This window comes from Bowmanella pacifica (assembly GCF_014645355.1).
Classification (GTDB): Bacteria; Pseudomonadota; Gammaproteobacteria; order Enterobacterales; family Alteromonadaceae; genus Bowmanella; species Bowmanella pacifica.
Map to the genome: position 1 here is coordinate 300468 of NZ_BMLS01000004.1, position 24686 is coordinate 325153.

The window sequence follows — 24686 nt, forward strand, 5'->3', positions numbered from 1 at the left end:
AAAAATGCTATGCTTCGCGCACTTTTAGCTTAGGATCCTGCACGATGTCCTGGTTGCACAAGTTGCTGCTGAGTCTGTTCAAATACCCGACCCGATTACTGGTTAAAACCAAAAGCATTCCGGCCGATATCCATCAAGAGTTGGGTATTAACAGCGACAAACCTATTATCTATCTGTTACATACGCACTCGGCCACTGACCTAATTGCGTTGCAAAAGGCAACAGAACAAGCCGGGCTACCCGATCCTCTGCAACCCATACTGCTGGATGGCAAACCCTACAGGGCCCATCTTTGCCTGGAAGAGCCGCAGGGCCTTATCAGCCGAAAAATACAAAGCACCAAGATTGCCGAGCACTTTGTCGACATACTGAAAATGCAACGACACAACCCCGCTCAAGATGTACAAATAGTGCCTGCGTCGGTTTTCTGGGGGCGGGCTCCGGAGAAGTCCAGACAAGGTTGGGCCGACTTGTTAGCCGATCGGGCATCCCCAAGCTGGTTGCGAAAATTTTTTATTGTGCTGTTTCTTGGCCGCGACAACTTTGTGTATTTTAGCCGCGCCGTATCCTCACAGCGTATGGCTCAGGAAAAAGGCACTGATGACATCGTCGCGCATAAGCTGATTCGTGTGGCACGCACCCACTTCTATCGTCGCATTCAGTCTATGACGGGCCCTCGCAGCATTGATCGCCAGCAGCTTAGCTACGCAATTTTAGGTGCCAGCGCCGTTAAAGAAGCCATTGCCGAAGAACAACAAGGCAAGAAAATCAGCGCCGAGCAGGCCAAGCTGCAAGCCGAGAAATATTTAAAGGAAATCGCCGCTGACTACCGTGAAGGCACCATACGTCTGGGCGATCGCCTGCTTACTAGAGTGTGGAACAAAATTTATAACGGGATTGAAGTGCACAATGCGGCGCGCATCCGAGAATTGGCGCAAAATGGCCATGAAATTATCTATGTGCCTTGCCATCGCAGTCATATGGACTATCTACTACTCACCTACGTTATCTACCACGAAGGCCTTGCCACTCCGCATATTGCAGCGGGCATCAATCTCAATTTCTGGCCAGTTGGAGGTATCTTCCGCCGCGCCGGCGCTTTTTTCCTACGCCGCAGCTTTGCCGGCAACAAGCTCTACACCGCGGTATTTCGCGAATACCTGGAGTTTTTGTTTAACCGAGGGTTTCCGGTCAAGTATTACCCGGAAGGTGGTCGCAGCCGCACCGGTCGCTTACTGACACCCAAAACTGGTATGCTGGCTATGACCCTGCAAGCTCTGCTTAAAGGTGTCAAACGACCGGTTAGCCTGGTTCCCGTCTATCTTGGTTATGAAAACGTCATGGAGCTGGGTAGTTATCTGAGTGAACTAAAAGGCAGTAGTAAACAAAAAGAATCCTTCGGTCAGGTATTTACCGCCATTAAGAAACTGAAAAACTATGGTCATGGCTTTCTCAGTTTTGGCGAACCTATCCAACTGAACAGCTACCTGGATAGCCAGGTTCCCGACTGGCGCCAGGATGCCCAGCTGGATCCTGAGCGAAAGCCCAACTGGCTTACCCCAACAGTAAACCAACTGGCCAACCAGGTAATGTGCCGTATCAACCAGGCGGCAGCACTAAATGGTATGGCACTCTGTTCTATGGCCTTACTGGCCGCTGACAACCACGCCATGGCAGAGCATGATCTGGCAGACAGCCTGGAGTTGTTGCTAGAAATGCTGAGAAAGGCGCCCTACAGCGAGCTGAGTAATATTCCCGATATGAGCGGCAACCAATTGCTGCAGCAAACCCTGGCACTGAAAAAATTCACCGTGCAGGAAGATGCCTTTGGTAAGGTGATCTCTCTGGACAGCTACCGCGCTATCACTCAAACCTATTATCGTAACAACATACTGCACTTATTTGCCCTGCCCGGCCTGATTGCCGCCGTCATACTGGCCGAGCATCATACTAATCAACAGCGTCTGGACCACTGTATTAAGGCCATTTATCCGCTGCTTAAGCGTGAGTTATTTATGTATATGTCCCTGACGGACGCCATAACTTATTCGCACCAATTATTGAATCAGATGCTATCGGTAGGTTTAGTGGTGGAACAGGACGGCAGCTACGTGCCCCCGACCAGAACTAGTGCCGCTTATGTGACCCTAAGCATCCTTAATCAAACCCTTCAGCAAACGCTGCAACGCTATGCTATTGTGCTAACGCTACTTGAAAAAGAGCAGTCCATAGCGCGGGCCGCTCTGGAAAAACAGAGTCGGGATTTGGCCGAGCACCTGAGCGCGGTTAACGGCATTCATGCTCCGGAATTTCACGATAAGAGCGTATTTGCCAGTTTTGTGAACGCTCTGAAAGATAATAATCTGGTGGAAGCAAGCGAAGAAGGCGGCCTGCAACACTCAGCCCAAAGCGCAGCGCTCAAGACGCTGGTGTTGTCGTTAGTCAGTTCGGGCATAGTGCAGACTCTGCACCAATTGCACCATTCAGAAACTTAAATCCAGAATCAGGCCAATAGTGACCGCCATGCCCAGATAGTGATTATTCAAAAAGGCGCGAAAGCATGGATCGCGCTCTCGTCCGGCTATCAGCCACTGTTGGTAGCCGGACAAAAATACCGCCACAACCCATCCAGCAAAGTACCACATACCCAGGGACAGATAGACACCCAGCCAAACCAGGATCGCCAGGGTGATTGCCTGCAATAACCCGATAATCAACTTATCATGACGGCCAAACAGAATCGCTGTGGATTTGACTCCGATACGCAGGTCATCATCCCTGTCCACCATGGCGTACATGGTATCGTACGCCACAGTCCATAACAGGTTCGCCACAAACAGCCACCAGCTCCACCAGGGTAAGGTTTCCAAACTGGCCATAAACGCCATGGGAATGGCCCAACTAAATGCTGCGCCCAGTACAAACTGCGGCAGGTTAGTAAAACGCTTCATAAACGGATAACAGGCCGCCAGCGCCAACGCCCCGAAAGACAATAAGATAGTTTGCCAGTTCAGCAGCAAAACTAATAAGAAAGACAACAAAACCAATAAGGCAAAAAAGCCCAGTGCTTCTTTTTCACTAAGCTGGCCACTGACCAGAGGGCGCTGTGCGGTGCGTTTTACTTCCCCGTCAACATGGCGGTCGGCGTAATCATTGATGACACAGCCAGCCGAACGCATAAAAAAAACGCCCAGGCTGAAAATAATCAATAATGACCAGTCTGGCGTGCCTTGCACCGACATCCATAGCGCCCACCACGTCGGCCATAACAACAGATAAGTGCCGATGGGCTTGTCCATGCGGGCCAACCTTGCATAGGCAGTAAGCTTATTGCGACTAAGCACCAGCTCCCCCAAATTGCTTATAGGCAGGACTACCAGGCAAGAAAATCTCAGCCACCATCATATGCCAATGGCGATAACTAAAACGCGAGCGCCTTCCCCATACATCATGGGTACTATCAATGCCAAGGGTTTGTAACAAGGCGTGGTCAGCCGGGATCCGGGTAATCTCAAAGGGCTCCCGTACACAATCGCTTCTGTTGAACAGCACCTTCCCCAGCGACTGCTCACCAAGCTGCGCTAATTCCTGCATACCTTGATGAATTAAGGTAACCGGCAGTAATGAACGAGCAAAGACCCAAGGCTGCGCTTCACCGCAGAGCAAAACTTCCCTGACTTCACAGGGCATATCAGTCATCTGGCACTGTTCATCTTCCGACAAAGGCGCCACGGCCTGCCCTAACAATTGCACCCTGAACTGTCGACAATGGCTTTGCAGTCGCTCAGTCAGCGAACCGGTATCCAGTAACCAATTTTTCAGGTGAAAGTCTGGTATCGACAGATCGTCGGGTTGCACCCAACGGGTATCGAGCATCAATGGGAAATGGATGGATAAATTCAAGATGCGTTGCAGATAAGACGATAAAGAAGTCATGATACCTTTGTGGTTAGACACCGGCAAATCTGCTGGTCTCATAAAATACCTATATCATGCTGTCGATTCACAAGGTTTTGCTGATAAAATACAATCCATTAGAGACTCGCGGGAAGCAACTACTTATGTTCAAGAGATGTTATGCATTGCTGGTCCTTGTGCCGCTTTTGATATTGGCACCGAGATCTCATGCCGCTTACGCCTATTTCGGCCTGGAACCTGACATCGTCACCAATTACGTCAGTAACAGCAGCCGTAATCTTGGCTATGTCAGGGTTACCGTTGAGTTAATGTTGGAAGATGCGTCTTTTCTCGAAGCCGCTGAGCACCATGCACCACTACTCAGGGCCACGGCTATTGATATATTTGGTCGTCAGCCAGAAGAAAAAGTGAAATCCTTGACCGGCAGGGAAGAAATTCGTCGGGATTGCCTACAGAAGCTGCGTCAGCTAATGAAGCAGGAAACCGGCTCAGAAATGATCAAGGATGTGATTTTCACTAAGTACCTTTATCAGGGCTAAATGGATAGATAGGCTTGCCTTGCAAGCCTATCGTCTGATTCTTGAATAGCCCAATGCCAGCAAACAGCCGCTAACCAACCCCACCGTATGGGCAGTATTCGCCACGCTTACCCACAGCAAATCTGCATAGCCCAACACCAACCAGAATAAAATAAATCCAACCAGCGGCTTAGACAGACTTAAGCCCCATTGCGGGCGCAGCCAACCGCACCACCAGACAAATCCCATTACGCCATAAACAACCCCAGATAAGCCACCGAAATTCGGCCCGGTATGCAGGTATTGCGCATAATTGGAAAACAACGCCGTCAGCACAAAAATCAGTAACAAATTCACACTACCGAATTTGTCCTCGATCTGACTGCCCAACATGGCCCACCAAAGCAGGTTAAAGACGATATGCAGCGCCGAGAAATGCAAAAAGGCCGGGCCAAGCAACCGCCACCATTGATGATTTTCACTGAGTAACGAGGGCGATTGGAATGACAACCAATATTGCAGCTGCGTAAACCACCCCATCAGGCTGCCTATATAAACCAGCCCACATGCCACCAGCACCAGCAAGGTTACCGGGCTTCGCAACAACATCTGCAATTGTGGCGATACCTGCCGTGCCACGGGTTGCAATTGCACCGCCTCCCCTTGTTGCCAGGCGGCCTGTTGGTACTTGGCCTGTCGTGGGTTGCGGATAAAATCCTGAGTGATCAGCCGGGCGGCTTCCCACTTGTCTTCATCAAGCAGTATAAGGCAATGGGGGTGCTCCCCATCCGAATGGTTGTAGCGCACCGCAATACCCTGTTGATTCAGGTAATTGGCCAGCAACTGGGCTGGCGCTTCCTGACTGAATGCAATTAACTGCAAAGCGTTATCCCTGACTCACGTAAGGAAAAGCACGGCGCCAGCCTTCAAAGCCCCCATCCAGGCTGTACACCTGTTCATAGCCTTGCTGCACCAAAAACTGGGCCGCCTGCTGGCTACTGATACCGTGGTAACAACAAACAATAATAGGGCGTGCTTTGTCCGTCGCCGCCATAAACTGGCTGAGCGACTCATTCGACAAGTGAGTGGCCCCTTCAATATGTGCAGCCTCAAAAGAGTTGGCGTCGCGGATATCTGCCAGCGTTGCCAGGTTATCTTTTAACATTTGCTGGGCCGCATCGGCCTGAATATGGGAGAAACTTTGCATTTTATTACCAACTCAATACGACTTTCCCAGACTGACCCGACGCCATGGCATCAAAGCCCTGCTGGAAATCATCAATGCCAAATCTATGCGTGATGATTGGACTCAAATCCAGCCCGCTTTGGATCAAACTGGCCATTTTGTACCAGGTTTCAAACATCTCACGACCATAAATACCTTTGATAATCAGCCCTTTGAATATGACCTGATTCCAGTCAATAGCGGTTTCACCGGAGGGAATCCCCAGCATCGCAATCTTGCCACCGTGATTCATTTTGGCCAACATATCTCTGAATGCAGCCGGGACACCAGACATTTCCAGCCCCACATCGAAGCCCTCTGTCATCCCCAGCTCTTTCATCACATCGGCCAGATTTTCTTTGCCGACATTGACCGCCCTGGTGGCACCCATTTTACGCGCCAGTTCCAGACGATAATCATTCAGATCGGTAATCACCACATGACGCGCCCCCACATGGCGGGCCACCGCTGCCGCCATAATACCAATAGGGCCTGCACCGGTAATCAGCACATCCTCGCCAACTAAATCGAAGGACAACGCGGTGTGCACAGCATTACCAAAGGGGTCGAAAATAGATGCCAGGTCGTCAGAAATGTTGTCTGGGATCTTAAAGGCGTTGAAAGCCGGGATCACCAAATACTCGGCAAAGGCTCCTGGGCGGTTAACCCCAACACCTGTGGTGTTGCGGCACAAATGGCGGCGACCGGCGCGGCAGTTACGGCAATATCCACAGGTGATATGCCCCTCGCCAGACACCCTATCGCCCACTTTAAAACCAGCGACTTCCTGGCCCATATCCACCACTTCGCCCACATATTCATGACCAACCACCATAGGTACAGGAATGGTCTTCTGCGACCATTCGTCCCAATGGTAAATATGCATGTCGGTGCCACAAATGGCGGTCTTGCGGATCTTAATCAGCAAGTCGTTGTGGCCCATCTCGGGCTTCTCTGTGTCGGTTAGCCAAATACCCGGCTTGGCATGGAGCTTTGATAAGGATTTCATGCAATCACTCCCAATTCCTTGCCAACCGCAATAAATGCATCGATGGCATGGTCAAGTTGTTCACGACTATGTGCCGCTGACATCTGGGTACGAATTCTGGCCTGGCCTTGCGGTACCACGGGGAAAGAGAAGCCCACCACATACACGCCTCGTGCCAGCATTTTTTCAGCCATTTGGGCGGCCAGCTTGGCATCGCCTAACATCACCGGAATAATGGCGTGATCGGCACCTGCCAGAGTAAAACCAGCCTCGCTCATACGCTGACGGAAGTACTGACTGTTCTCGCGTAAACGGTCACGCAATACACCACCTTCAGCCAGCATGTCTAACACTTTAATGGAAGCAGACACAATGGCAGGCGCCAACGAATTGGAGAACAAATAGGGGCGAGAGCGCTGGCGCAACCAATCAACAACCTCTTTTTTAGCCGCAGTATAACCACCTGACGCTCCACCTAAGGCCTTGCCCAGAGTCCCAGTGATAATGTCCACACGGCCCATGACATCACAATATTCATGGCTGCCACGGCCCTGTTCGCCAACAAATCCTACCGCATGAGAGTCATCCACCATTACCAGCGCACCGTATTTATCCGCCAGATCACAGACAGCCTTGAGGTTGGCAATCACGCCATCCATCGAAAACACACCATCGGTGGCAATAAGTTTGAATCTTGCGCCGTCCGCCTGCGCCTGCTGCAATTGCTTCTCAAGCTCTGCCATATCATTATTGGCATAGCGATAACGTTTAGCCTTGCACAAGCGCACACCGTCAATGATGCTGGCATGATTTAATGCATCCGAAATAATCGCATCTTCTGCGCTCAAAAGCGTTTCGAATAAACCAGCATTAGCGTCAAAACAAGAAGAGTACAGTATGGTATCTTCCATCCCCAGAAACTCACTGATGCGCTTTTCAAGCTGCTTGTGAATATCCTGAGTACCACAGATAAAGCGAACCGATGCCATACCAAAACCATGACTGTCCAGGCCGTGTTTGGCGGCGTCAATTAAGTCTGGGTGATTGGCCAGTCCGAGATAGTTGTTGGCACAGAAATTAAGCACCTGCTCACCGCTATTGATACGGATATCAGCCTGTTGTTGGGATGTGATAACGCGTTCGCCTTTGTATAGGCCTTGCTCGCGCACGTCATCCAGTTGCTGTTGCAAGTGTGCAATAAAACCACTATTCATTTTTTGTGCTCCATCAGAACATATTGTGCCAAAGTCTTATTGTAAAAGACTCCGGCATGGCAGGTACATAGGTGTGAGAGAATTGTCCGGTCAGACCATTAAGGCAACATCTGGGTTATAGGTGCCCAAGCCCCTTCCAGATGCCATCCTGTACTTTGCTGGACAACATCTGAAATAAATCGGATTCCATAATAGGACGAGAGATGTGGTAGCCCTGACCGATTTCGCAGTCCAGTTCATTCAGGCATCTCAGTTGCTCTTTGTTTTCCACGCCTTCCGCCACAACCTGCATACCCAGGTTATGTACCATCGCGATGGTGGAGGAAACAATTTGATAATCAGCATGATTATCCAGCATACCGGCCACAAAACTGCGATCAATCTTAATCACCTCAACGGGCATTTTTTTCAGATAACTCAAAGATGAATAACCGGTACCAAAATCATCAATGGAAAAGCTGAAACCCAATTTACGCAAACTGTGCATAACACGAAGGCAATGGTCGATATCCATGACCAAGGTACGCTCGGTGAGTTCGAATTCGATCCATTGTGCGTAAGGGCCGAATTCTTCCAGCAATTCTTGCAAATAGGGGGCAAGACGAGAATCCAGCATTTGCTCGGCAGACAGGTTAACGGCAATTTTACAGTCCACCAGGCCGTTCTCACGCAGTCGCTGCAAGATCAAAAAAGCCCGGCGCAGTCCCCAGTAACCAATACGCAACATGCTTTCGGTGTGTTCCAGCAAGGGAATAAATTCATCAGGGGGGACAAAGCCCTTTTTCGGATGGATCCAACGCAATAAGGCCTCAAAACCCACCAGCCGGCCGCTGAGAATTTCAATCTGAGGTTGTAAAGCAAAACTAAACTCGTCGTAGTTCAGTGCATCCCGCACTTCTTCTTCCAGTTGTGTGCGACGCGTCAGGGCCCGGTACATTTGCTCGTTGTACAAGCAAGGGCGATTCCCCCCCTGATCCTTCGCATGGTACATAGCCATATCGGCCTGACGTATTAACTCCTCAGGCACGGCATCCGGTTCGTGTGCCACGGAGATACCAATGCTGACAGACACATGAAAACTCAGGTTTCTTACTCGCACCGGGTGACAAAAACGCCGTTGTATTGCCTCTGCCACTTTCAGTATTTGTCGCTCATCTTTTCTTGGTGCCAACACCAAAATAAACTCGTCGCCACCAAAACGACATAAAAAATCCCCTTGCTCCAAACACAGCGACAACTCCTGCGCAACACAGACCAGGAAATCATCTCCCAGTGAATGACCATGGCTGTCGTTGATCTTGCGGAAATTATCAAAGTCGAGGAACAACACTGACAATATGCCGTGCTGCCCGGCCAGCTTGGGCACGGCCTCGGCGAGATAAAATGCGAGTTTATTGCGATTTGGCAAGCCAGTCAGCTTGTCATACATCGCAATGTTCTCTAATTCCTTGGTGTAAGACTCAACTTGCTTGTCGAGGCGCTCCAATTCGGCTCCGAGCGACAATGCAGATTCCTGCAATACTTCTAACTCATCAGATACCATTCTTGGCTGACGGCTCTGTGCAGCATGAAAATCACCATAACGCTTTTGTGCCAACAACGGCAGACTGCCCGCCAAGGACACCAAACGCCGCCGGAAGCTGCGGGTCAGGGCAAAGGACAAACCAAGCAACAATACAAAGACTAAGGCTGCAATCCACAACGCCCGCTTCTGATAGGTCTTGTGGGCCCGGCTGAACTCGGTAATGTCATGCATTAGCAATAAATAGGCATCTTGCTGCTCTTGTTGCAAAGGCAACAAGTTAAGCAACAACATACTGTCCTCAAGTGTCAGTCTGGCACCATCAGTTAGCATGTCATCCAACGGCAAGGTTTCTGGCACCTGGCTTAAAATATACGCTAACTTACTTCTTTTGCTGGACGCCAATGGCTCTTGTAAACGCAAATTCCGAAACACCCGTTCAGCACTGCCACTATCCTTTAGGAGGGCCAAATCGGCCCCGGTTGCCTGATTCAAATACGCCAGGGTTTCCAACAATGAGCCGCTGGATGACAACACCGCCCAGGATTGTTGTTCTAGTAAAATAGGGACACTGACGTACAACTCACACAACTGATCACAGCGGATGCTGGCAACCGACATTTGTGTATCCACCACTTTCTGCCTGTCACGAAGAATATGGCCAGGAACTTTGGGGGTGGTGCTATAGAGTAATTGCCCGGATTGCCTGAACAGCCAAAGATCGCCCACCTGCCAGTTCATCTGCAAATGCTCAATCTCTTCCTCAACTAATTTGGCAACCTCTTGCTTACTTTGCCCGTCAAGACTGCGAAAACGCACCAACGATTCCAAACGGGTTTCCATTCGGTTCAGTAACATGTCGGTAATGAGTTGATATTGCTGCCCGTCCTTGTTGAGCAGGTATTCCTGTTGCTTAGCAAAATCCTCATCCAGCTTTTCCAACCAACTGTATGTCAGCAGCGTGCTACCAAAGACCAACCCAATAGCCAGTAAGCCGAGTATCTTCCAGGGCAGGCTAATAAACACCCGCATTTTAGAACCAGTACATCAATTGCACGGCCCACATATTCCAGTATTCACTGTCATTGATCTCGGTATCGGGTAGCACGGCCGGCGACAACCGCCCAGTTCCTTTAATACGGTGCACTTCTGCCTGCAACGACCAGTTGTCGGCCAAACGGTAGGTAGTGCCGAGGGTTAGAGTATCTGAATAGCCAAAGTAATGCGGTATCTGACCGTTACTTTGCAGCTCCAGCCACTCACCACCCCGGCCATTTTTATTCATATCAAATAAATCAAGTCTGGCCAGTAAGGTAAGATTACTAGTGGCAAACCAGCGGCCCTGGAAATACACCCCCTGTGAGTACAGTTCCTGCTGGTAGCCAGGAAAGAGCATGTTCTGGTAATTCACATTTTCATGAATAGCTTCGGTGGAAAAGTCCCAAAATTCAGCACTGTACTTGTAATTTACAATAATGCGACGGGTATTGGCCCGGCCATCAACAAATGCATCTTGCTCACTCTTGAGGTATTCAAAATCAGAATTGACGAAGGCCACACCGAACTGGCTGAACGAGTCGCGAGGTTGAAAATAGAAACTCAGTTGATGGTCAAAAATCTGCTCCAGCCGCCCTCCGGCCGCATCACCGAGTAGCGTCTTGGTCAACGCACGCTCAATAGGGGTGTCGCCATAGCTCCAATTCAACTCCCAGCTACCCAACGTGCCGTCACCTTGCACCAACAGGGCAGCACCATCATTGCCCTTCGCAAAATCTCTGAAGGCATCGTAATAAAGTGACTGAGGTAAAATAATCGAAGGACGGGTATGAGGTATATCGCGGGTTGATGAGTATAACCAGTGGTAGTTCTTAAACCGTCCTACATTCAAATTGACCTGCCAGTTCTCTGCACTGTATAGATTCCAGTCCAGAAACAGATAATCCAGTCTCACTCCTTCTGGATAGCGATTTCCACCATTCAGGTAAACAGCTTGCGACGCCAAACGCAAAGTCGGAGAGATTTGATAAGAAAGATTGAGCCCTACCTCTGTGAGCTTGAAGGACACATCACCGGAGTCATTCACAAAGTTGCTCTTGCTAGCTTGCATCACGCCCTGAGACACAAAGCCATGCCAGGCAACATCGCTTTCAGCGCTGACCGATGACGACATCACGAAACCCAGCCACAGACCTGCCACTATCCTTATGCCTTTACGCTTACTCATCATCGCCTTCCTCACTAATGGCTAGTTTGATCACCCCAACTCCAGAGGTATTTTCTGCTACAGAGATATAACCAATTGCACCGGGCGTTTGTGCCACCACCTGCAACATCTGCTGTTCGTCATAGACTTCGATAGGGCGCTCGCTGAGCCCGGAATACACCAGCTTGTTCCAAAGGCGTTCCAACTGGTACGGAAACATATTTAGTTGTGATTTACTGAAGTGCTGGTGAAGGGCATTCTGGTTGGGTAAAACGAAGACTTTGATCAGTAAGCCGTTTGGCCACTGCCGTTGACGCATAGTAAAGATTCGCCGCAACTGGGCTTGAGACAAGCTTTCAATCTGAGTATCGGCATTGACAATGATTTGCGCATCACTGGCCATGGCTTGGGCAGGCCATAGCAATATCAGCAGAAGTCCAACAATTAATCTCACGAAATGAATATTCCTCACGTCCCTGCCCTATGTCAGTACTTCTGCAACGTCAGTTACCACACAAGCATAGCCCAACTCTCCCAATTCAAAAGTATTTATTATCGAAAATCAAACTCTTACTCGATTTTTTTACACTCATATAGGTTACTGCTTAAGCAAACAATCACACTCAATCGGTTATGTGGATATCACCCTATCATCATGGCGATATGTACACGGACCCTTGCCACAGGTATGGACAAAGGAGGAGCCTATACCCTGCATCAGGCGGTTGATTCAGTTTATGGCGATTTCTGGTAAAGTGCGCGTATCAAAAGGCCAATTAAAAAGATGCCAAGTATTACCTCTCACACTCAACCAACACTATTGCAAGAAATGATACGCTGGGGTTATACACTGCTGCTGGCGGTATTATCTCCCGTGGTATTTATCAGCCAAACAATCCAGTCAATACGGGGTGGCTCAACATATCCTCGACGCGGTTTGCAGGGTTTAGGGCGAGTGCCGACACCTCCCAAGACCGGGGGACTGCTGATCCACTGTGTTTCTGTGGGTGAAGTGGTCGCGGCAAGTGGACTGATTCGCCGTATTCAAACCTTAGATCCCACCCTGCAGATTTGTATCAGCACAACAACCCCAACCGGGGCTGAGCGCGTGCAACAAAGCTTCGGAACAACTGTTCATCACTGCTATCTGCCATTTGATCTGCCCTTTGCGATGCAAAGCATGCTCAACCGGATCGCCCCCAGCCGGGTAGTGATAATGGAAGTGGAACTATGGCCAAACCTTATTCATGCCTGCTGGAGAAAAGGCATACCGGTTAGCGTGATTAATGCCAGAATGACTGACCGATCGCGTAACAGCTATTGGAAATTGCGGGGCCTGTTTACCCCCATGCTACATAAGCTACAGCAGGTGTGCTGCCAAGGGCAGCGTGACTATGACAACTACCTCAAGCTTGGTATTGAACAGCAAAAGCTCTGCCTGACCAACAATATTAAGTTTGACCTGGATATCCCGGATAAGGCGGACTTATCGGCTAAGAATATCGCCAAGTACGGTCTGCAAGGACGACAAATATTGCTGGCTGGCAGCACCCATGAGCCCGAAGAGGAAGTCCTGCTGGATGCCTATTCACAACTGAAAAAACAGCATAGGGGCTTGTTGTTGGTACTCGTGCCACGCCATCCACAACGCTTCGACAAAGTTGCCGAACTATGCGAGAAACGCGGGCTGCAAACCAGTCGTACAAGCAAAGGACACCACTGTCATCAGGCAACCGACGTATTGCTGGCAGATGAAATGGGTCTGTTAACCGGCTTGTATGCTATTGCAGACATCGCCTTTGTCGGAGGTAGCCTCGCCTCACGAGGAGGACACAACGCACTCGAACCGGCAGCCATGGCGGTCCCTATTTTGATGGGTCCATCACAGCATAATAATCCGCAGATTTGTCAGGTTCTTCATGATGCGGGCGCCCTGAGGCAAGTTGAAAACGGCCAGCAAATCGCTCACTACACAAACTATTGGCTAACTCACCCAGCAGACAGGATGGCATCTGGCACAGCAGGGTTAGAGGTGGTAAAGGCTAACAGAGGAGCTGTGGATGCAACCCTTGCCCAGCTTTTCAAGACCTCTGACCGTTAAGGCTTTTCTGCCAGCCAGGCATCCACCTTATTTTTTACCGCTTGCACTGAAATTCTGGCCATAAGCTGCGAGCCTTTCACCCGCGTTCCCCAAGGCAGTTCCTGCCAGCTTTTGCCTTTTTGTTCCAACACCAGCTCGTCGTAAACGGATACCACCAGATGCTGATCCAAATAAGGACCAGTGCGACGAGGATTACTATGCGCATACAAACCTATCACCGGTGTGCCAACCGTGGTTGCCATATGGGCAGGCCCTGTATCAGGTGCGATCACCAGCTTTGCGCCAGCGATTAATGCCAACATCTGCTTTAGACTGGTTTTACCCACAAAATCAGCGCAAATCGTTTTGGTATGGGCAAGAATGGCATCGGCCAGTTTTCTGTCCAGCCCCCCAGGACCGCCGCACAACACCACGTTTTTCCCCTGTTGGTGCAAGTACTCAGCAATCTGAGCATATCGTTCAGGCAGCCAATTACGCTCAGCCTTGCTCGCCGCCGGACTAATGATCACATAGTCACCCAAGGGTTGAGTTTGCTCTGCAGCCCACTGTCGGTCTTGCTCACTCAGGGGCATATCCCAATGGACTGTGTTTTCGGCCGGCACACCTAAGGCATCGGCAAAAGCCATAAACCCATCCAGCACATGTGCATGACGCTGCGGGGCAATACGCTTACCGGTAAACAACCAGTGGAACTCCTTGCTACGCTGCCAGTCAAAACCAAGCTTTTGTTTTGCCTTAATTTGCATCGCCGCGAAGTTAGCCCGCAATGCCACTTGCATCACCAGCAAGGCATCAAAGACCTGTCCGGCTAACTGTTGCTTCAGATGTGAATAGGCCTGACGCCCCTGACGTTTATCAAAGATAACAAAATCAACATCAGGTAAATCACCAATGAGTTGGTGTTCAACCTTACCTATTACCCAGGTAAGGCGCGCATCTGGCCATTGGCGCCGGATTCGCTGCACCATAGCAACAGCATGACAAACATCGCCGATGGCGGATAAACGCAGGATACACAGGTTTTTCACTCAAGTTTCCATAACGGATCGTGTAAAATGGCGAATTTACCACAAAGCGGGAACAAGATGTCGTCTGTTAAGCAGGGCCATCAAGGGGCGCATAGCTGGCTGGTTGATGCTGAAGTGATACCGGATCTTGCCCCCCAGCATTTCGACATCAGGTTTTGGCAGTCGGCCAACTTGATCACTGGACACTCTACCGGCCGCGGCACAACCTATTTTGTTCACCACAACCATACCCCGCTGGTGCTTCGTCATTACCGCCGCGGCGGATTGATTGGAAAACTGCTGTCAGACCAATACCTTTTTACCGGCCTTAGCCGCTGCCGGTCATTTCAGGAGTTCCATTTGCTAAACTGGATGCATGCACAAGGTTTACCAGTGCCTCGCCCAGTTGCTGCCCATGTGCATCGCTCAGGCCCTATTTATCGGGCCGACCTGATATTGCAACAAATCAACAAGGCCAACGATCTGCACCATATTTTGTGCGCGTCACCACTAGAGGCCTCACAATGGCAAAATGTGGGAAAAACCATTGCCAGAATGCATCAGGCACAGATCTATCATCATGATTTGAATATCCACAATCTGATGCAGGATGAGGAAGGAAAAATCTGGTTAATTGACTTTGACCGCTGTTACAAGCGCCATGGTACGGACTGGCAGCCTCAAAACCTTGCCCGCTTGAAACGCTCTTTGGAAAAAGAGTCTGCGCGCACATCCCCTTACTATTATCAGCCAGACGACTTCACCTGTTTACTACAGGGATATCACCAACAGCTTAACGGGAATCCGCATGACAAAGCCGCAAATTAAAGTGCTGTTTATTCCGGTATCCTCGCCTGAGGGGATCGGGGAATATATGCGCAGCGTTATTCTCGCCGACGCCATTCGTGATACGTGGCCGCAAGCAGAAATTGGATTCATATTGAATCGTCATGCTCCCTATGCATCCGCTTGCCCCTACCCAGCCTTGCTTTTAGACGCCTCACCAACAAAATGCGAAGCCCAGGTCAACGCCCATATGCGGGAGTTTTGTCCTGGCTTAGTCATTTTTGATGCTTCTGGACGTCAATCACAATTGGCCCAAGCCAAAGCATTGGGCGCCAAAGTGATCTTTATCAGCCAACACAAAAGTAAGCGTCGGCGGGGGATGAAAATTGGCCGCGCCAGATTGACCGATAAACATTGGGTAGTACAACCAGAATTTGTTATCGGCAAGCCCTCCTGGCTATCTCAACATAAGCTCAAATGGCTGGGACTCACCAAACCGCAGTGCATCGGCCCTGTCTTTACCAATCCGCAGCCAGAAATCCAAGCAAGCCTGCTGGCGATGCACTCGCTTGAGCGGCACGAGTTTGTCTTACTTAATGCCGGCTCTGGCGGTCATAAAATCGACAATGAGTTGGCCGCAGACCGTTTCGCTGAAGTGGCAAAAGCCACCGCAGCCACGGGGCGCCGGGCTGTATTAGTACTTGGCCCTAACTATCCAAAGGCACAACCTCAAATACCCGGCGTATTGTGCTTAAGCCAAGTGGACAACCGAGACTTCATCACCCTGCTAGATGCTTGCAGGTATGCGGTTATTAGTGGCGGAGACACGCTCCTTCAAGCTATCGCCCTGTCGGTCCCGACGCTGGCTGTGCCCGTATCCAAAGATCAGCCTAAACGTATCGCTACATGTGCAAAACTACACTTGATTCAGGATTGCCCATGTGAGGTCAACAACATGGTAGCAGCCTGCAAGGTACTAGATAACCAAGCAGAATTAACCAAACTCAAGCAAAACATGGCAACCCTCCCCCAACTCAATGGCTTGAATACAGCCATGGCGGATATTCACCAACTCCTGGAAGCAGCAAAGAATGACTAAACAAATTGCCATTGTAATAGATAGCCTGGCAGGCGGAGGCGCAGAAAAGGTCATGTTGACCCTGGCGCAGACTATGCTTCAACGTGGACATAATGTGCATCTATTGGTCTTACAAAACTTTGGCTTATATGACGTACCGGATAACTTGCCAGTGCATTACTGGAAAGCCAGTAAGACAGAACGCTGCGATGCACTTTGGGGAATGGGCAAGTTGAGCCGGGAGTTCCTAATCTGGATTCGTGATGTGCAGTTGCAAGTAGGCCAGTTTGACTTATTCATATCCAATCTGGACAAAAGTAACCTGTTAATGAGCCGCGCCAATCTGGAGCCCACCTACTTTGTTGTCCACAATGCTGTTGCCGAAGAGCTGAAGAAAGAAAGAAGGCTTGGTCCCATTAAGTATTTCAAAATGTGGCGAGCCAAGAAGGCGTTGGAAGGCAAAAAACTGATCACCGTCTCCCATGGTATAGAGAAAGAAATTCGGGCCAGTGGGTTCATCCATCCCCAATCTGTGCAGACCATTTACAACCCCTTCAATGTAGAAGAGATTCAACGACTAGCCCAAGCTCCTACAAACGGCATTCCACAGGGTGACTATATGGTGCACGTAGGCCGTTTTGCTAAACAGAAAAGGCACGACATCTTATTCCAGGCTATGCGCGAGATGGATAATAAACTGCCTATGGTATTGCTCTGCAACAATACCAGCAAAGCCAAGAAAATGGCCAAGCACTATGGTGTTGAAGACCGCATTATTTTACCCGGCTTTCAGGCCAATCCTTACCCGTGGATAAAACAAGCCAAACTCCTGGCACTGAGTTCGGACTGCGAAGGCTTACCAACAGTATTAATCGAATCATTAATATGCGGAACACCTATAGTAAGCACTAACTGCCCACATGGGCCAGAAGAAATAATGACCGGGCCACTGGCAGAGTTCCTAGTCCCTTGCCGGAACCCAGAGAGTCTAGCACTGGCTATGGACAAGGCACTCCAGGTTTATCCAGATCTACAAGAAGCCGAGATTCTAAATCAGGTCAGTGCAGAAAACGTTACCCAGTCATACTTAGCATTAGCTGGCTAGTTAGAACTTGTAACTAGCAGTAAGGTTAATATCGGCATCCCAATCAGAGTCTTGCTCATCAATACGGCTGTGCTCAATGTACAGCCCCATTTTCAAAGACCAATTATCAATGGGCCATTGATACTGTCCCTTAAGATAAACAACTTCTTCCGATTTACCTTGAGTAACAGGTGACGGCCTTGATTGATCAGGGTTTAGTTTCAGGTGCGCAAGCTCAACAGACAGAGTATCTCCGTCTTTAAAATGTTGGCGCATCCCCAACGTCACAGTCTTCGCATCGGAATCAAAAGTGCTGCCAATAGCCCGTTGGTGATAGCGATAGCCACTTTTGTACTGACTATGCTCGTAATAGCAGTCGTAAAAATACACGCCTTTAGCACCACAGGAGACTTGAGTATTAGTAGTTTCTGCAAACCACTTAGCGCCAAAGGCATATACAGAAAAGCCGTAAAGATGACCTTTATCAGTCACCTTGTAATAATCAACAGCGTCTTCACCTATCTGCTGCCCATAAAGACTCATATCTAGATCAAATAGGTTAAAGCTATAGCGAATATCATAGCCAGCCAATTGGTTTCCAGCCTGAGTCTTAAGTGCAGGATCGCACTCTTCTTCGCCGTTGGCACACTCGTTTTTGAAAGTTAGTATATTCAGAAAATCTGACAGACTATTTCCTCGTCCTTCTCCCCCCCACATAGCAGCCCAGGAAAAACCAATTTCCAGCCCGTTCAGTGGTTGAAAGTTGAGCCGACTTTGCCATAAGCGAGTGTCTGGTACCTCGCGGTCACTTTCGAGCTTGCCCATTTGTGCAGTAAAGTACCAAGGACCAAGAAAGCTCAGCAGTCCGTCAGATGCTGTTGCCATAGAACGTGACACTGCGACACCGGGAACAGGTCTGGCATTGTTGCTAAGAATAAGGCTGCTAGCTTGACCAGGACCCCACCATTGATCTAAGGCTCCCACTCTGAGGTTCCAATCACCAAACTGGTAAGCGAGAAAGCTTTGATCCCAATAGCGTTCGCCCCCGGGAGCAAAGTTCGTTGAGATCTGATAAGCAAGCGGCCCCCAGTCCCCACTTACCGACATTCTGGCAAATCCCTTTTCGGCGGACACCTCATCAAAGCTCTTGAAACGCTTTTCTTCACTGCTAGCCTGAAGTGTAAGCACTTTCAGGGACTTGGCACTTTTTTGTTGCTGTAAATAATGGCGTAAGCGCGAATAGGCAATCCAAGCTTCCTCATCCAGAAGTGTGGGATCAAGGTTTTCAAGCTCATGATCAACTCCTTTCCACGGAACCGGAAAACTGGTTACAGCTACCTTGAGCAAACCTTTTTCAGCTAGCAATGTTAAATCGGAATGTAAAGCTGGCTCTATCGTTCCAATCCAGGGGGACGCCACAGCAGATGAAGACAGGCCTAAGATGGTTAGTACAGACGAGTAAAGTAACGTTTTACGCAAAATTTTCCCTTCCCCAGGCACCAGTAACGTCCTGCCCCCGAAAATAAGGCGGCATTCTAGCATTAAAAATAAAAGCGAAAGGGTTAAATTCTGTAAACAGCTAGGCTAAGCTTGGCGCTGGTTTTTTGTTAGTGGCACTTTTATGCATACCAAGGCCATTTATCCTGGCACTTTTGACCCGATCACCAACGGCCATGCTGACCTGATTGAGCGGGCCTCGAATATGTTTACCCATGTAACCGTTGGCGTTGCTTCCAACCCGAGTAAAAAGCCGCTTTTCAGCCTCGAGGAACGGGTTGAATTGGCCAAACGCGTTACCGCTCATTTAGATAACGTTGAGGTAATGGGATTTACAGGTCTGCTGGTCGACTTCGCTGCCAAACATAACGCCACCATTTTGATTCGTGGTTTGCGCGCAGTATCAGACTTTGAATACGAGTTTCAGTTGGCCAATATGAATCGACGACTCAACCCTAATCTGGAAAGCGTATTTCTCACTCCTTCCGAAGAGAACTCATTTATTTCCTCAACACTGGTTAAGGAAGTCGCCTTGCACCGCGGCGATGTCAGCGGTTTCTGCCACAGCGTGGTGCAAGAAGCATTGCGGGTAAAGTTTAAGGACAGATAAGCTTAGCGGCTAGCGTTGACATTTTTTGCAATAAAAACTGTTACGCTGGCCTATAGTTAGCGATTGCACCGGGGATTCACAGACCCGGCAAGGTTCACCCGCCCGACCATAAACTTGCAGTTCCTGGGCAAAATATCCCGGATTCCCATCTGCCTGAGTAAAGTCTTTCAGGGTCGTACCGCCCTGCTGAATAGCCTGAGCCAAGACTTGCTTTATCGCCTCAGCCAGCTTTTCATAGGCTCCCCTGTTCAATCTACCTGCTGCCTTAACTGGGTCAATACCTGCCATAAACAGGGATTCACTGGCGTAGATATTTCCCACCCCCACCACGATATGGTTGTCCATGATGAAATTCTTCACAGCCACTTTTTTGTTTCGAGAAAGCTCATACAGTCGACGCCCATCGAAAGCATCGGTTAGCGGCTCGGGCCCCAAACGCTCCAGTAGTTCAATGGGACTGTCACCAGCGGCTTGCCACAAGCAGGCACCAAAGCGCCTGGGATCGTTAAATCTCAAGCACTTACCATTGTTCAGTTGAATGTCCACATGATCATGCTTTTGCACTGGTGTATTAATATCCACTACCCGCAGGCTACCGGACATGCCCAGATGCAAAATCAGGCTGCCAACCTCGGTATCGAGCAACAAGTATTTAGCCCGGCGTCTGACATCCCGGATTTCCCGACCCACAGCGTATTGGACTTCGCCCGGTATCGCCCAACGCAGTTTAGCTTGTCGTACAATAATGCCTTGTACTCGCTGGCCAATCAGATGCGGACTGATACCCAAGCGACTGACTTCTACCTCAGGTAATTCAGGCATTAATAGCTTCCTTCTGGCAAGTAACTCGTCAAACTCTCTCCGGGGAGTTGATAGAGCTGGCCCTGATGCGCCACCAGCACGCCATCATCACGCTGCTGCAAACTGAATACCCTGCCTTGCTCCTCGCCGGCCAACCAGAACACAACCACCAAGCCGGATGCCAGACTTCCCTCACCCAGCAACAAGGGTTCTGCGGTTTGCCAACGCTGTACAATCTGAGCCAATTCAGCCTCACTCAACGCCGAAGAAGGACGTAATCGCCACCCCTGTCCCACGCGTTCCAACAGATGGCTACCAAACTCAATTTTCATTACGGGTATATCGGTTGGTAGTAAGTGAGCCGCATCAGGTGCGGTGGGGTCGGATAAAAACTTACCACTTTGATTAAATAGAAGGATCAACAGCAGGGTGGCGAAGATCAGGACATTGTTCCAGCCCCGGCGTGACAGGCGAATCATAATAGGTAGCTCGGTATCGGATTTGCAGCCATTCTACCCGGCAGTCAGACACAGACAAAGCCCTAAGGCAGCAGGAAAAAGAAAGGGACAGGTGAATAACCATACACCCAGGATAAACAAATGACCTAATACCGCTGTAGCTCAAGCCGAGGAATGCTCTCCCCCATGGCCGGACATCGCCGATCTCTAGCATCCTACCACACGGTATACGACCACCAAGGATGGTGGAAGTGCAGATTACGCAGGAGCAGTTATCTGCCGACCACCAAGGAGGGTGGAAGTGCAGATTGCGCAGGAGCAGTTATCTGCCGACCACCAAGGATGGTGGAAGTGCAGGTTACGCAGGAGCAGTTATCTGCCCGCCCATCCTTGGACATCGCCGCTCTATGACGTCCTGCCACCGCGGCATACGACCACCAGGGAGGGGGGAAGTGCAGATTACGCACGACTCCACGGATGGAGAAGGTAGAGCGAATCAGGAGACCGAGCCGAGGAGCAGTTATCTGCCCGTCCATCCTTGGACATCGCCGCTCTATGGCGTCCTGCCACCGCGGCATACGACCACCAGGGAGGGGGGAAGTGCAGATTACGCAGGAGCAGTTATCTGCCCGCCCATCCCTGGACATAAAAAAACCCGGACGAGCCGGGTTTTCTTGGAGACAAAAGCAAGCAAAATTACTTGATTTTGGCTTCCTTGAACAGCACGTGCTTACGCACAACGGGATCAAACTTTTTGATCTCCATTTTGCCAGGCATGTTGCGCTTGTTCTTGTCAGTGGTATAGAAATACCCAGTATTAGCAGTAGAAACCAACTTGATCTTATCGCGCATGGTTTATTCCTTAGATTTTTTCGCCACGGGCACGGATATCAGCCAATACTGAATCGATGCCTTTCTTATCGATGATGCGCATAGCTTTAGGAGTCAGGCGCAATTTAACGAAACGGTTTTCGCTCTCAACCCAGAAACGGTGGGTTTGCAGGTTTGGCAGAAAACGACGACGAGTCGCGTTCTTTGCGTGTGAACGGTTGTTACCTACCGCTGGACGCTTGCCAGTTACTTGACATACTCTGGACATGTTTGTCTCCAAATTACTTTAAATCATTCCTGGCTGGCCAATTTACAACCTAAACCAGTTCACGCTAGTGACAAGAGGGCGCATTTTATACAGCAAAGCCCCCCTAAGATCAACCCTTTTCCGCTCAAGAAAGAGGCACGAGCGCTTATAGCAAGCCTCTTTCAGCAAAAGAAACAGCCTCACCATCACCAATAACAAAATGATCTAACACGCGAATATCCAGAAGGGCCATGGCATCAACGATCCGGCGGGTGATCATACGGTCAGCTTGACTGGGCTCCGCAATGCCGGAAGGATGATTATGCGCCAGGATCACCGCGGCGGCTTTTGCATCTAACGCGTTCTTTACCAACACACGAGGATATACAGATGCTGCATCCAAAGTGCCATAAAACATAGGCTTAAATGCAATCAACCTATGCTGAGCATCCAGCAATAGCATGGCAAACACTTCATTGGGTTCATCCCTAAGTTGACTGATCAGAAAGGCTCTGGTTTCAGAGGCGCTGCTAAACACGTCGTTGCGACACAAACTTTCCTGAAAATGACGCCTAGCCATTTCCAATACGGCTTGCAACTGCACATATTTAGCATCTCCCAAGCCCTTTGCAGCACAAAAAGTTTCACGTTGCGCTGACAACAACCCTCTCAGGCTGCCAAATTGCTGTAATAAGCAACGGGAGAGATCGACGGCATTATAACCTTGTATCCCGGTGCGTAAGAAGATAGCAAGAAGTTCAGCATCCGACAGGCTCTGCGCCCCTTTAGCCAGCAGTTTCTCTCTTGGGCGTTCCTCTGAAGGCCAGTCCAGTAATTTCATTTTGCATCCTCCTTTGCCTGAATCGATGCAGTCCATTAGCTCAACTATGGATATTAATGATAGGCTACTCACCCTGTGCAAACCGGATTTGTATCTATGCAAAGGTTAAACGAAACCAATATTCTGCTTGGCGTCACCGGTGGCATTGCCGCCTACAAGACACCTGATCTGGTGCGCAAGTTGAAAGCCAAGGGGGCCAATGTCAGAGTAGTATTGACCCCATCTGCCAAAGAATTTGTCAGCCCCTTGGCACTGCAAGCTGTGTCCGGTGAGCCTGTGTCTATGGAGTTGTTAGATCCAGCCGCAGAAGCCGCCATGGGGCATATTGAACTGGCCAAATGGGCCGATCAGGTATTGATCGCACCAGCCAGTGCCAATTTTATTGCCCGGCTGGCTGTCGGTATGGCCGACGACCTCCTAAGCACACTTTGCCTAGCCACCAGCGCGCCCTTGCACGTGGCCCCCGCCATGAATCAACAAATGTACCGGGCAGTTGCAACCCAGCAGAATCTTGCGACGTTGCGCAGTCGCGGCGTCAACTTATTAGGACCGGCAGAAGGTGAGCAAGCATGCGGGGACGTTGGGCCAGGTCGCATGCTGGAACCGCAGGAACTGGCTGAAGCACTGGAACACCTCCTGTCGGACCGTCCTCTAACCGGCACCAAGATTCTTATCACAGCAGGCCCCACCCGCGAAGCCATTGATCCGGTGCGCTACCTATCAAACCACAGCTCAGGGAAAATGGGCTATGCCCTGGCCAGTGCAGCCAAACGCCTAGGCGCAGAGGTGACTATTGTTAGCGGGCCTGTGGCACTAAGTACGCCAGCCGGATGCCAATGTATTGCCGTACAAAGTGCACTGGATATGCGTAAAGCAGTAATGAGTGAAGTGGCTAAAGCTGACATTTTCATCGGCTGTGCCGCCGTGGCCGATTACCGTCCGGCCCAGCAAGTAGAGCAAAAGATTAAGAAAAGCCGTGACGAAATGCAGCTGACGCTGATAAAAAATCCAGACATTCTCAGCGAGGTCGCAGCACTGCCAAACCGGCCATTTGTCGTGGGTTTTGCGGCAGAAACGCAGGATTTAGAACACTACGCCCGCGACAAACTCAGCAGAAAAAGACTGGATATGATTGCAGCCAACGATGTATCCAAGCAGAATATCGGCTTTAACAGCGAACAGAATGCCTTATCTGTTTTCTGGCCTTCAGGTGAAACCAAGCTGCCGGAATGTGATAAACACAGCCTGGCGCTGCAATTACTCGATGTAATTGCAGAGCAATATAAAGAAAAACAAGATGCACAAGATAGACGTAAAGATACTGGATCCACGAATCGGTAATGAGTTCCCACTCCCCGAATACGCCACCCCCGGCTCTGCCGGCATGGACTTGCGGGCCTGTATGGACGCGCCATTATTGCTGGCTCCAGGGCAAACCGAGTTATTACCCACAGGGATTGCTATTCACATCGCCGACCCTGGCATCTGTGCCACCATTTTACCCCGTTCTGGTTTAGGCCATAAGCACGGTATCGTGCTGGGAAATCTGGTCGGTTTGATCGATTCTGACTACCAAGGCCAGTTGATGGTCTCTGTGTGGAATCGCAGCGATGAAGAATTCATTATCCAGCCAGGAGACAGAATCGCCCAGATGGTGATTCTGCCCGTTATCCAGGCCAAATTCAGCATAGTGGACGAATTCGATAGCAGTGACCGTGGTCAGGGTGGCTTTGGCTCCTCAGGCCGTAACTAAGCGG

Annotated in this window: 25 protein-coding genes; 9 read left to right on the forward strand and 16 right to left on the reverse strand. The window is 49.9% G+C overall.

What is annotated here, in order from left to right; all coding sequences use genetic code 11:
- Nucleotides 1-44 precede the first annotated feature (44 nt).
- Nucleotides 45-2495, forward strand: a complete 2451-nt coding sequence (gene plsB / locus IEX02_RS14230; protein ID WP_188696514.1) for a glycerol-3-phosphate 1-O-acyltransferase PlsB — start codon at nucleotides 45-47, stop codon at nucleotides 2493-2495.
- On the opposite strand, the gene ubiA is transcribed toward plsB, so the two are convergent.
- Complete coding sequence (ubiA, locus tag IEX02_RS14235; protein WP_229702235.1) at nucleotides 2484-3299, reverse strand: 4-hydroxybenzoate octaprenyltransferase; 816 nt, start codon at nucleotides 3297-3299, stop codon at nucleotides 2484-2486. The genes plsB and ubiA overlap by 12 nt on opposite strands.
- 37 nt (nucleotides 3300-3336) lie before the next feature.
- Nucleotides 3337-3978 (reverse strand): chorismate--pyruvate lyase family protein, encoded by a 642-nt coding sequence (locus IEX02_RS14240; RefSeq protein WP_229702231.1) that lies wholly within the window; start codon nucleotides 3976-3978, stop codon nucleotides 3337-3339.
- Nucleotides 3979-4061: 83 nt separating this feature from the next.
- Between IEX02_RS14240 and IEX02_RS14245 the strand changes: the two genes are divergently transcribed.
- Complete coding sequence (locus IEX02_RS14245; RefSeq protein WP_188696519.1) at nucleotides 4062-4457, forward strand: flagellar basal body-associated protein FliL; 396 nt, start codon at nucleotides 4062-4064, stop codon at nucleotides 4455-4457.
- A gap of 27 nt (nucleotides 4458-4484) precedes the next feature.
- Here the strand turns inward: IEX02_RS14245 and glpG are convergent, their stop codons facing one another.
- From glpG to IEX02_RS14280, 7 genes are all read right to left on the reverse strand, one after another.
- Entirely contained in the window at nucleotides 4485-5318 is an 834-nt protein-coding gene (glpG, locus tag IEX02_RS14250; RefSeq protein ID WP_188696520.1) for a rhomboid family intramembrane serine protease GlpG, read from the reverse strand.
- A gap of 4 nt (nucleotides 5319-5322) precedes the next feature.
- Nucleotides 5323-5643 (reverse strand): thiosulfate sulfurtransferase GlpE, encoded by a 321-nt coding sequence (gene glpE / locus IEX02_RS14255; protein ID WP_188696522.1) that lies wholly within the window; start codon nucleotides 5641-5643, stop codon nucleotides 5323-5325.
- 4 nt (nucleotides 5644-5647) lie between these two features.
- Entirely contained in the window at nucleotides 5648-6670 is a 1023-nt protein-coding gene (gene tdh / locus IEX02_RS14260; RefSeq protein WP_188696524.1) for an L-threonine 3-dehydrogenase, read from the reverse strand.
- On the reverse strand, nucleotides 6667-7863 hold the full coding sequence (locus IEX02_RS14265; protein WP_188696526.1) for a glycine C-acetyltransferase: 1197 nt from the start codon (nucleotides 7861-7863) through the stop codon (nucleotides 6667-6669). Before IEX02_RS14265 ends, tdh begins: the two co-directional genes overlap by 4 nt.
- A gap of 115 nt (nucleotides 7864-7978) precedes the next feature.
- Entirely contained in the window at nucleotides 7979-10417 is a 2439-nt protein-coding gene (locus tag IEX02_RS14270; protein WP_188696528.1) for a putative bifunctional diguanylate cyclase/phosphodiesterase, read from the reverse strand.
- Between the two features lies 1 nt (nucleotide 10418).
- On the reverse strand, nucleotides 10419-11609 hold the full coding sequence (locus tag IEX02_RS14275) for a TonB-dependent receptor (RefSeq protein WP_188696530.1): 1191 nt from the start codon (nucleotides 11607-11609) through the stop codon (nucleotides 10419-10421).
- Complete coding sequence (locus IEX02_RS14280; RefSeq protein WP_188696532.1) at nucleotides 11602-12042, reverse strand: type 2 periplasmic-binding domain-containing protein; 441 nt, start codon at nucleotides 12040-12042, stop codon at nucleotides 11602-11604. The genes IEX02_RS14275 and IEX02_RS14280 overlap by 8 nt, the downstream gene beginning before the upstream one ends.
- A 375-nt stretch (nucleotides 12043-12417) precedes the next feature.
- Here IEX02_RS14280 and waaA point away from each other — a divergent pair, with 375 nt between their 5' ends.
- Nucleotides 12418-13689, forward strand: a complete 1272-nt coding sequence (gene waaA / locus IEX02_RS14285; RefSeq protein ID WP_308422503.1) for a lipid IV(A) 3-deoxy-D-manno-octulosonic acid transferase — start codon at nucleotides 12418-12420, stop codon at nucleotides 13687-13689.
- Here waaA and IEX02_RS14290 read toward each other — a convergent pair.
- The gene (locus IEX02_RS14290; RefSeq protein ID WP_188696630.1) at nucleotides 13686-14657 is read right to left on the reverse strand and encodes a glycosyltransferase family 9 protein; all 972 of its coding nucleotides are present in this window, start codon (nucleotides 14655-14657) and stop codon (nucleotides 13686-13688) included. The two genes, waaA and IEX02_RS14290, sit on opposite strands and share 4 nt — an antisense overlap.
- Before the next feature lie 117 nt (nucleotides 14658-14774).
- Here IEX02_RS14290 and IEX02_RS14295 point away from each other — a divergent pair, with 117 nt between their 5' ends.
- From IEX02_RS14295 to IEX02_RS14305, 3 genes are read left to right on the forward strand one after another with little or no spacing between them, the layout of a single operon-like run.
- On the forward strand, nucleotides 14775-15524 hold the full coding sequence (locus IEX02_RS14295; protein ID WP_188696538.1) for a 3-deoxy-D-manno-octulosonic acid kinase: 750 nt from the start codon (nucleotides 14775-14777) through the stop codon (nucleotides 15522-15524).
- The gene (locus tag IEX02_RS14300; protein WP_188696541.1) at nucleotides 15505-16581 is read left to right on the forward strand and encodes a hypothetical protein; all 1077 of its coding nucleotides are present in this window, start codon (nucleotides 15505-15507) and stop codon (nucleotides 16579-16581) included. Before IEX02_RS14295 ends, IEX02_RS14300 begins: the two co-directional genes overlap by 20 nt.
- Complete coding sequence (locus tag IEX02_RS14305; protein WP_188696544.1) at nucleotides 16574-17665, forward strand: glycosyltransferase; 1092 nt, start codon at nucleotides 16574-16576, stop codon at nucleotides 17663-17665. Before IEX02_RS14300 ends, IEX02_RS14305 begins: the two co-directional genes overlap by 8 nt.
- Here IEX02_RS14305 and IEX02_RS14310 read toward each other — a convergent pair whose 3' ends face one another.
- A complete protein-coding gene (locus IEX02_RS14310; RefSeq protein WP_229702232.1) occupies nucleotides 17666-19123 on the reverse strand; it encodes a capsule assembly Wzi family protein in 1458 nt (485 codons plus the stop codon).
- Nucleotides 19124-19265: 142 nt separating this feature from the next.
- Between IEX02_RS14310 and coaD the strand changes: the two genes are divergently transcribed.
- Nucleotides 19266-19751, forward strand: coding sequence for a pantetheine-phosphate adenylyltransferase (gene coaD, locus IEX02_RS14315; protein ID WP_188696547.1), 486 nt, complete (start codon nucleotides 19266-19268; stop codon nucleotides 19749-19751).
- Between the two features lie 9 nt (nucleotides 19752-19760).
- On the opposite strand, the gene mutM is transcribed toward coaD, so the two are convergent.
- From mutM to radC, 5 genes are all read right to left on the reverse strand, one after another.
- Complete coding sequence (mutM, locus tag IEX02_RS14320) at nucleotides 19761-20573, reverse strand: bifunctional DNA-formamidopyrimidine glycosylase/DNA-(apurinic or apyrimidinic site) lyase (protein WP_188696549.1); 813 nt, start codon at nucleotides 20571-20573, stop codon at nucleotides 19761-19763.
- Nucleotides 20573-21031 (reverse strand): hypothetical protein, encoded by a 459-nt coding sequence (locus IEX02_RS14325; protein WP_188696550.1) that lies wholly within the window; start codon nucleotides 21029-21031, stop codon nucleotides 20573-20575. The genes mutM and IEX02_RS14325 overlap by 1 nt, the downstream gene beginning before the upstream one ends.
- A gap of 675 nt (nucleotides 21032-21706) precedes the next feature.
- Nucleotides 21707-21862 (reverse strand): 50S ribosomal protein L33, encoded by a 156-nt coding sequence (gene rpmG / locus IEX02_RS14330; RefSeq protein WP_102798540.1) that lies wholly within the window; start codon nucleotides 21860-21862, stop codon nucleotides 21707-21709.
- Between the two features lie 10 nt (nucleotides 21863-21872).
- Nucleotides 21873-22109: a 50S ribosomal protein L28 gene (rpmB, locus tag IEX02_RS14335; RefSeq protein ID WP_188696552.1), complete on the reverse strand. Its 237-nt coding sequence runs from the start codon at nucleotides 22107-22109 to the stop codon at nucleotides 21873-21875.
- A 145-nt stretch (nucleotides 22110-22254) separates the two neighbouring features.
- On the reverse strand, nucleotides 22255-22929 hold the full coding sequence (radC, locus tag IEX02_RS14340; protein ID WP_188696554.1) for a RadC family protein: 675 nt from the start codon (nucleotides 22927-22929) through the stop codon (nucleotides 22255-22257).
- A gap of 96 nt (nucleotides 22930-23025) precedes the next feature.
- Between radC and coaBC the strand changes: the two genes are divergently transcribed.
- Both coaBC and dut read left to right on the forward strand, forming a co-directional pair.
- Nucleotides 23026-24270 carry a bifunctional phosphopantothenoylcysteine decarboxylase/phosphopantothenate--cysteine ligase CoaBC gene (gene coaBC / locus IEX02_RS14345; RefSeq protein ID WP_188696556.1) on the forward strand — a complete coding sequence of 415 codons (1245 nt, stop codon included), beginning with the start codon at nucleotides 23026-23028 and terminating at the stop codon, nucleotides 24268-24270.
- Complete coding sequence (gene dut / locus IEX02_RS14350) at nucleotides 24227-24682, forward strand: dUTP diphosphatase (protein ID WP_188696558.1); 456 nt, start codon at nucleotides 24227-24229, stop codon at nucleotides 24680-24682. The genes coaBC and dut overlap by 44 nt, the downstream gene beginning before the upstream one ends.
- Nucleotides 24683-24686: the final 4 nt, after the last annotated feature.

Excerpts from the sequence above, each read along its gene's own strand:
- plsB (WP_188696514.1), top strand. The coding sequence starts at position 45 with ATGTCCTGGTTGCACAAGTTGCTGCTGAGTCTGTTCAAATACCCGACC.
- ubiA (WP_229702235.1), bottom strand. The coding sequence starts at position 3,299 with ATGGACAAGCCCATCGGCACTTATCTGTTGTTATGGCCGACGTGGTGG.
- IEX02_RS14240 (WP_229702231.1), bottom strand. The coding sequence starts at position 3,978 with ATGAGACCAGCAGATTTGCCGGTGTCTAACCACAAAGGTATCATGACT.
- IEX02_RS14245 (WP_188696519.1), top strand. The coding sequence starts at position 4,062 with ATGTTCAAGAGATGTTATGCATTGCTGGTCCTTGTGCCGCTTTTGATA.
- glpE (WP_188696522.1), bottom strand. The coding sequence starts at position 5,643 with ATGCAAAGTTTCTCCCATATTCAGGCCGATGCGGCCCAGCAAATGTTA.
- tdh (WP_188696524.1), bottom strand. The coding sequence starts at position 6,670 with ATGAAATCCTTATCAAAGCTCCATGCCAAGCCGGGTATTTGGCTAACC.
- IEX02_RS14265 (WP_188696526.1), bottom strand. The coding sequence starts at position 7,863 with ATGAATAGTGGTTTTATTGCACACTTGCAACAGCAACTGGATGACGTG.
- IEX02_RS14270 (WP_188696528.1), bottom strand. The coding sequence starts at position 10,417 with ATGCGGGTGTTTATTAGCCTGCCCTGGAAGATACTCGGCTTACTGGCT.
- IEX02_RS14275 (WP_188696530.1), bottom strand. The coding sequence starts at position 11,609 with ATGAGTAAGCGTAAAGGCATAAGGATAGTGGCAGGTCTGTGGCTGGGT.
- waaA (WP_308422503.1), top strand. The coding sequence starts at position 12,418 with ATGATACGCTGGGGTTATACACTGCTGCTGGCGGTATTATCTCCCGTG.
- IEX02_RS14290 (WP_188696630.1), bottom strand. The coding sequence starts at position 14,657 with ATGGTGCAGCGAATCCGGCGCCAATGGCCAGATGCGCGCCTTACCTGG.
- IEX02_RS14295 (WP_188696538.1), top strand. The coding sequence starts at position 14,775 with ATGTCGTCTGTTAAGCAGGGCCATCAAGGGGCGCATAGCTGGCTGGTT.
- IEX02_RS14300 (WP_188696541.1), top strand. The coding sequence starts at position 15,505 with ATGACAAAGCCGCAAATTAAAGTGCTGTTTATTCCGGTATCCTCGCCT.
- IEX02_RS14305 (WP_188696544.1), top strand. The coding sequence starts at position 16,574 with ATGACTAAACAAATTGCCATTGTAATAGATAGCCTGGCAGGCGGAGGC.
- coaD (WP_188696547.1), top strand. The coding sequence starts at position 19,266 with ATGCATACCAAGGCCATTTATCCTGGCACTTTTGACCCGATCACCAAC.
- mutM (WP_188696549.1), bottom strand. The coding sequence starts at position 20,573 with ATGCCTGAATTACCTGAGGTAGAAGTCAGTCGCTTGGGTATCAGTCCG.
- IEX02_RS14325 (WP_188696550.1), bottom strand. The coding sequence starts at position 21,031 with ATGATTCGCCTGTCACGCCGGGGCTGGAACAATGTCCTGATCTTCGCC.
- rpmG (WP_102798540.1), bottom strand. The coding sequence starts at position 21,862 with ATGCGCGATAAGATCAAGTTGGTTTCTACTGCTAATACTGGGTATTTC.
- rpmB (WP_188696552.1), bottom strand. The coding sequence starts at position 22,109 with ATGTCCAGAGTATGTCAAGTAACTGGCAAGCGTCCAGCGGTAGGTAAC.
- radC (WP_188696554.1), bottom strand. The coding sequence starts at position 22,929 with ATGAAATTACTGGACTGGCCTTCAGAGGAACGCCCAAGAGAGAAACTG.
- coaBC (WP_188696556.1), top strand. The coding sequence starts at position 23,026 with ATGCAAAGGTTAAACGAAACCAATATTCTGCTTGGCGTCACCGGTGGC.
- dut (WP_188696558.1), top strand. The coding sequence starts at position 24,227 with ATGCACAAGATAGACGTAAAGATACTGGATCCACGAATCGGTAATGAG.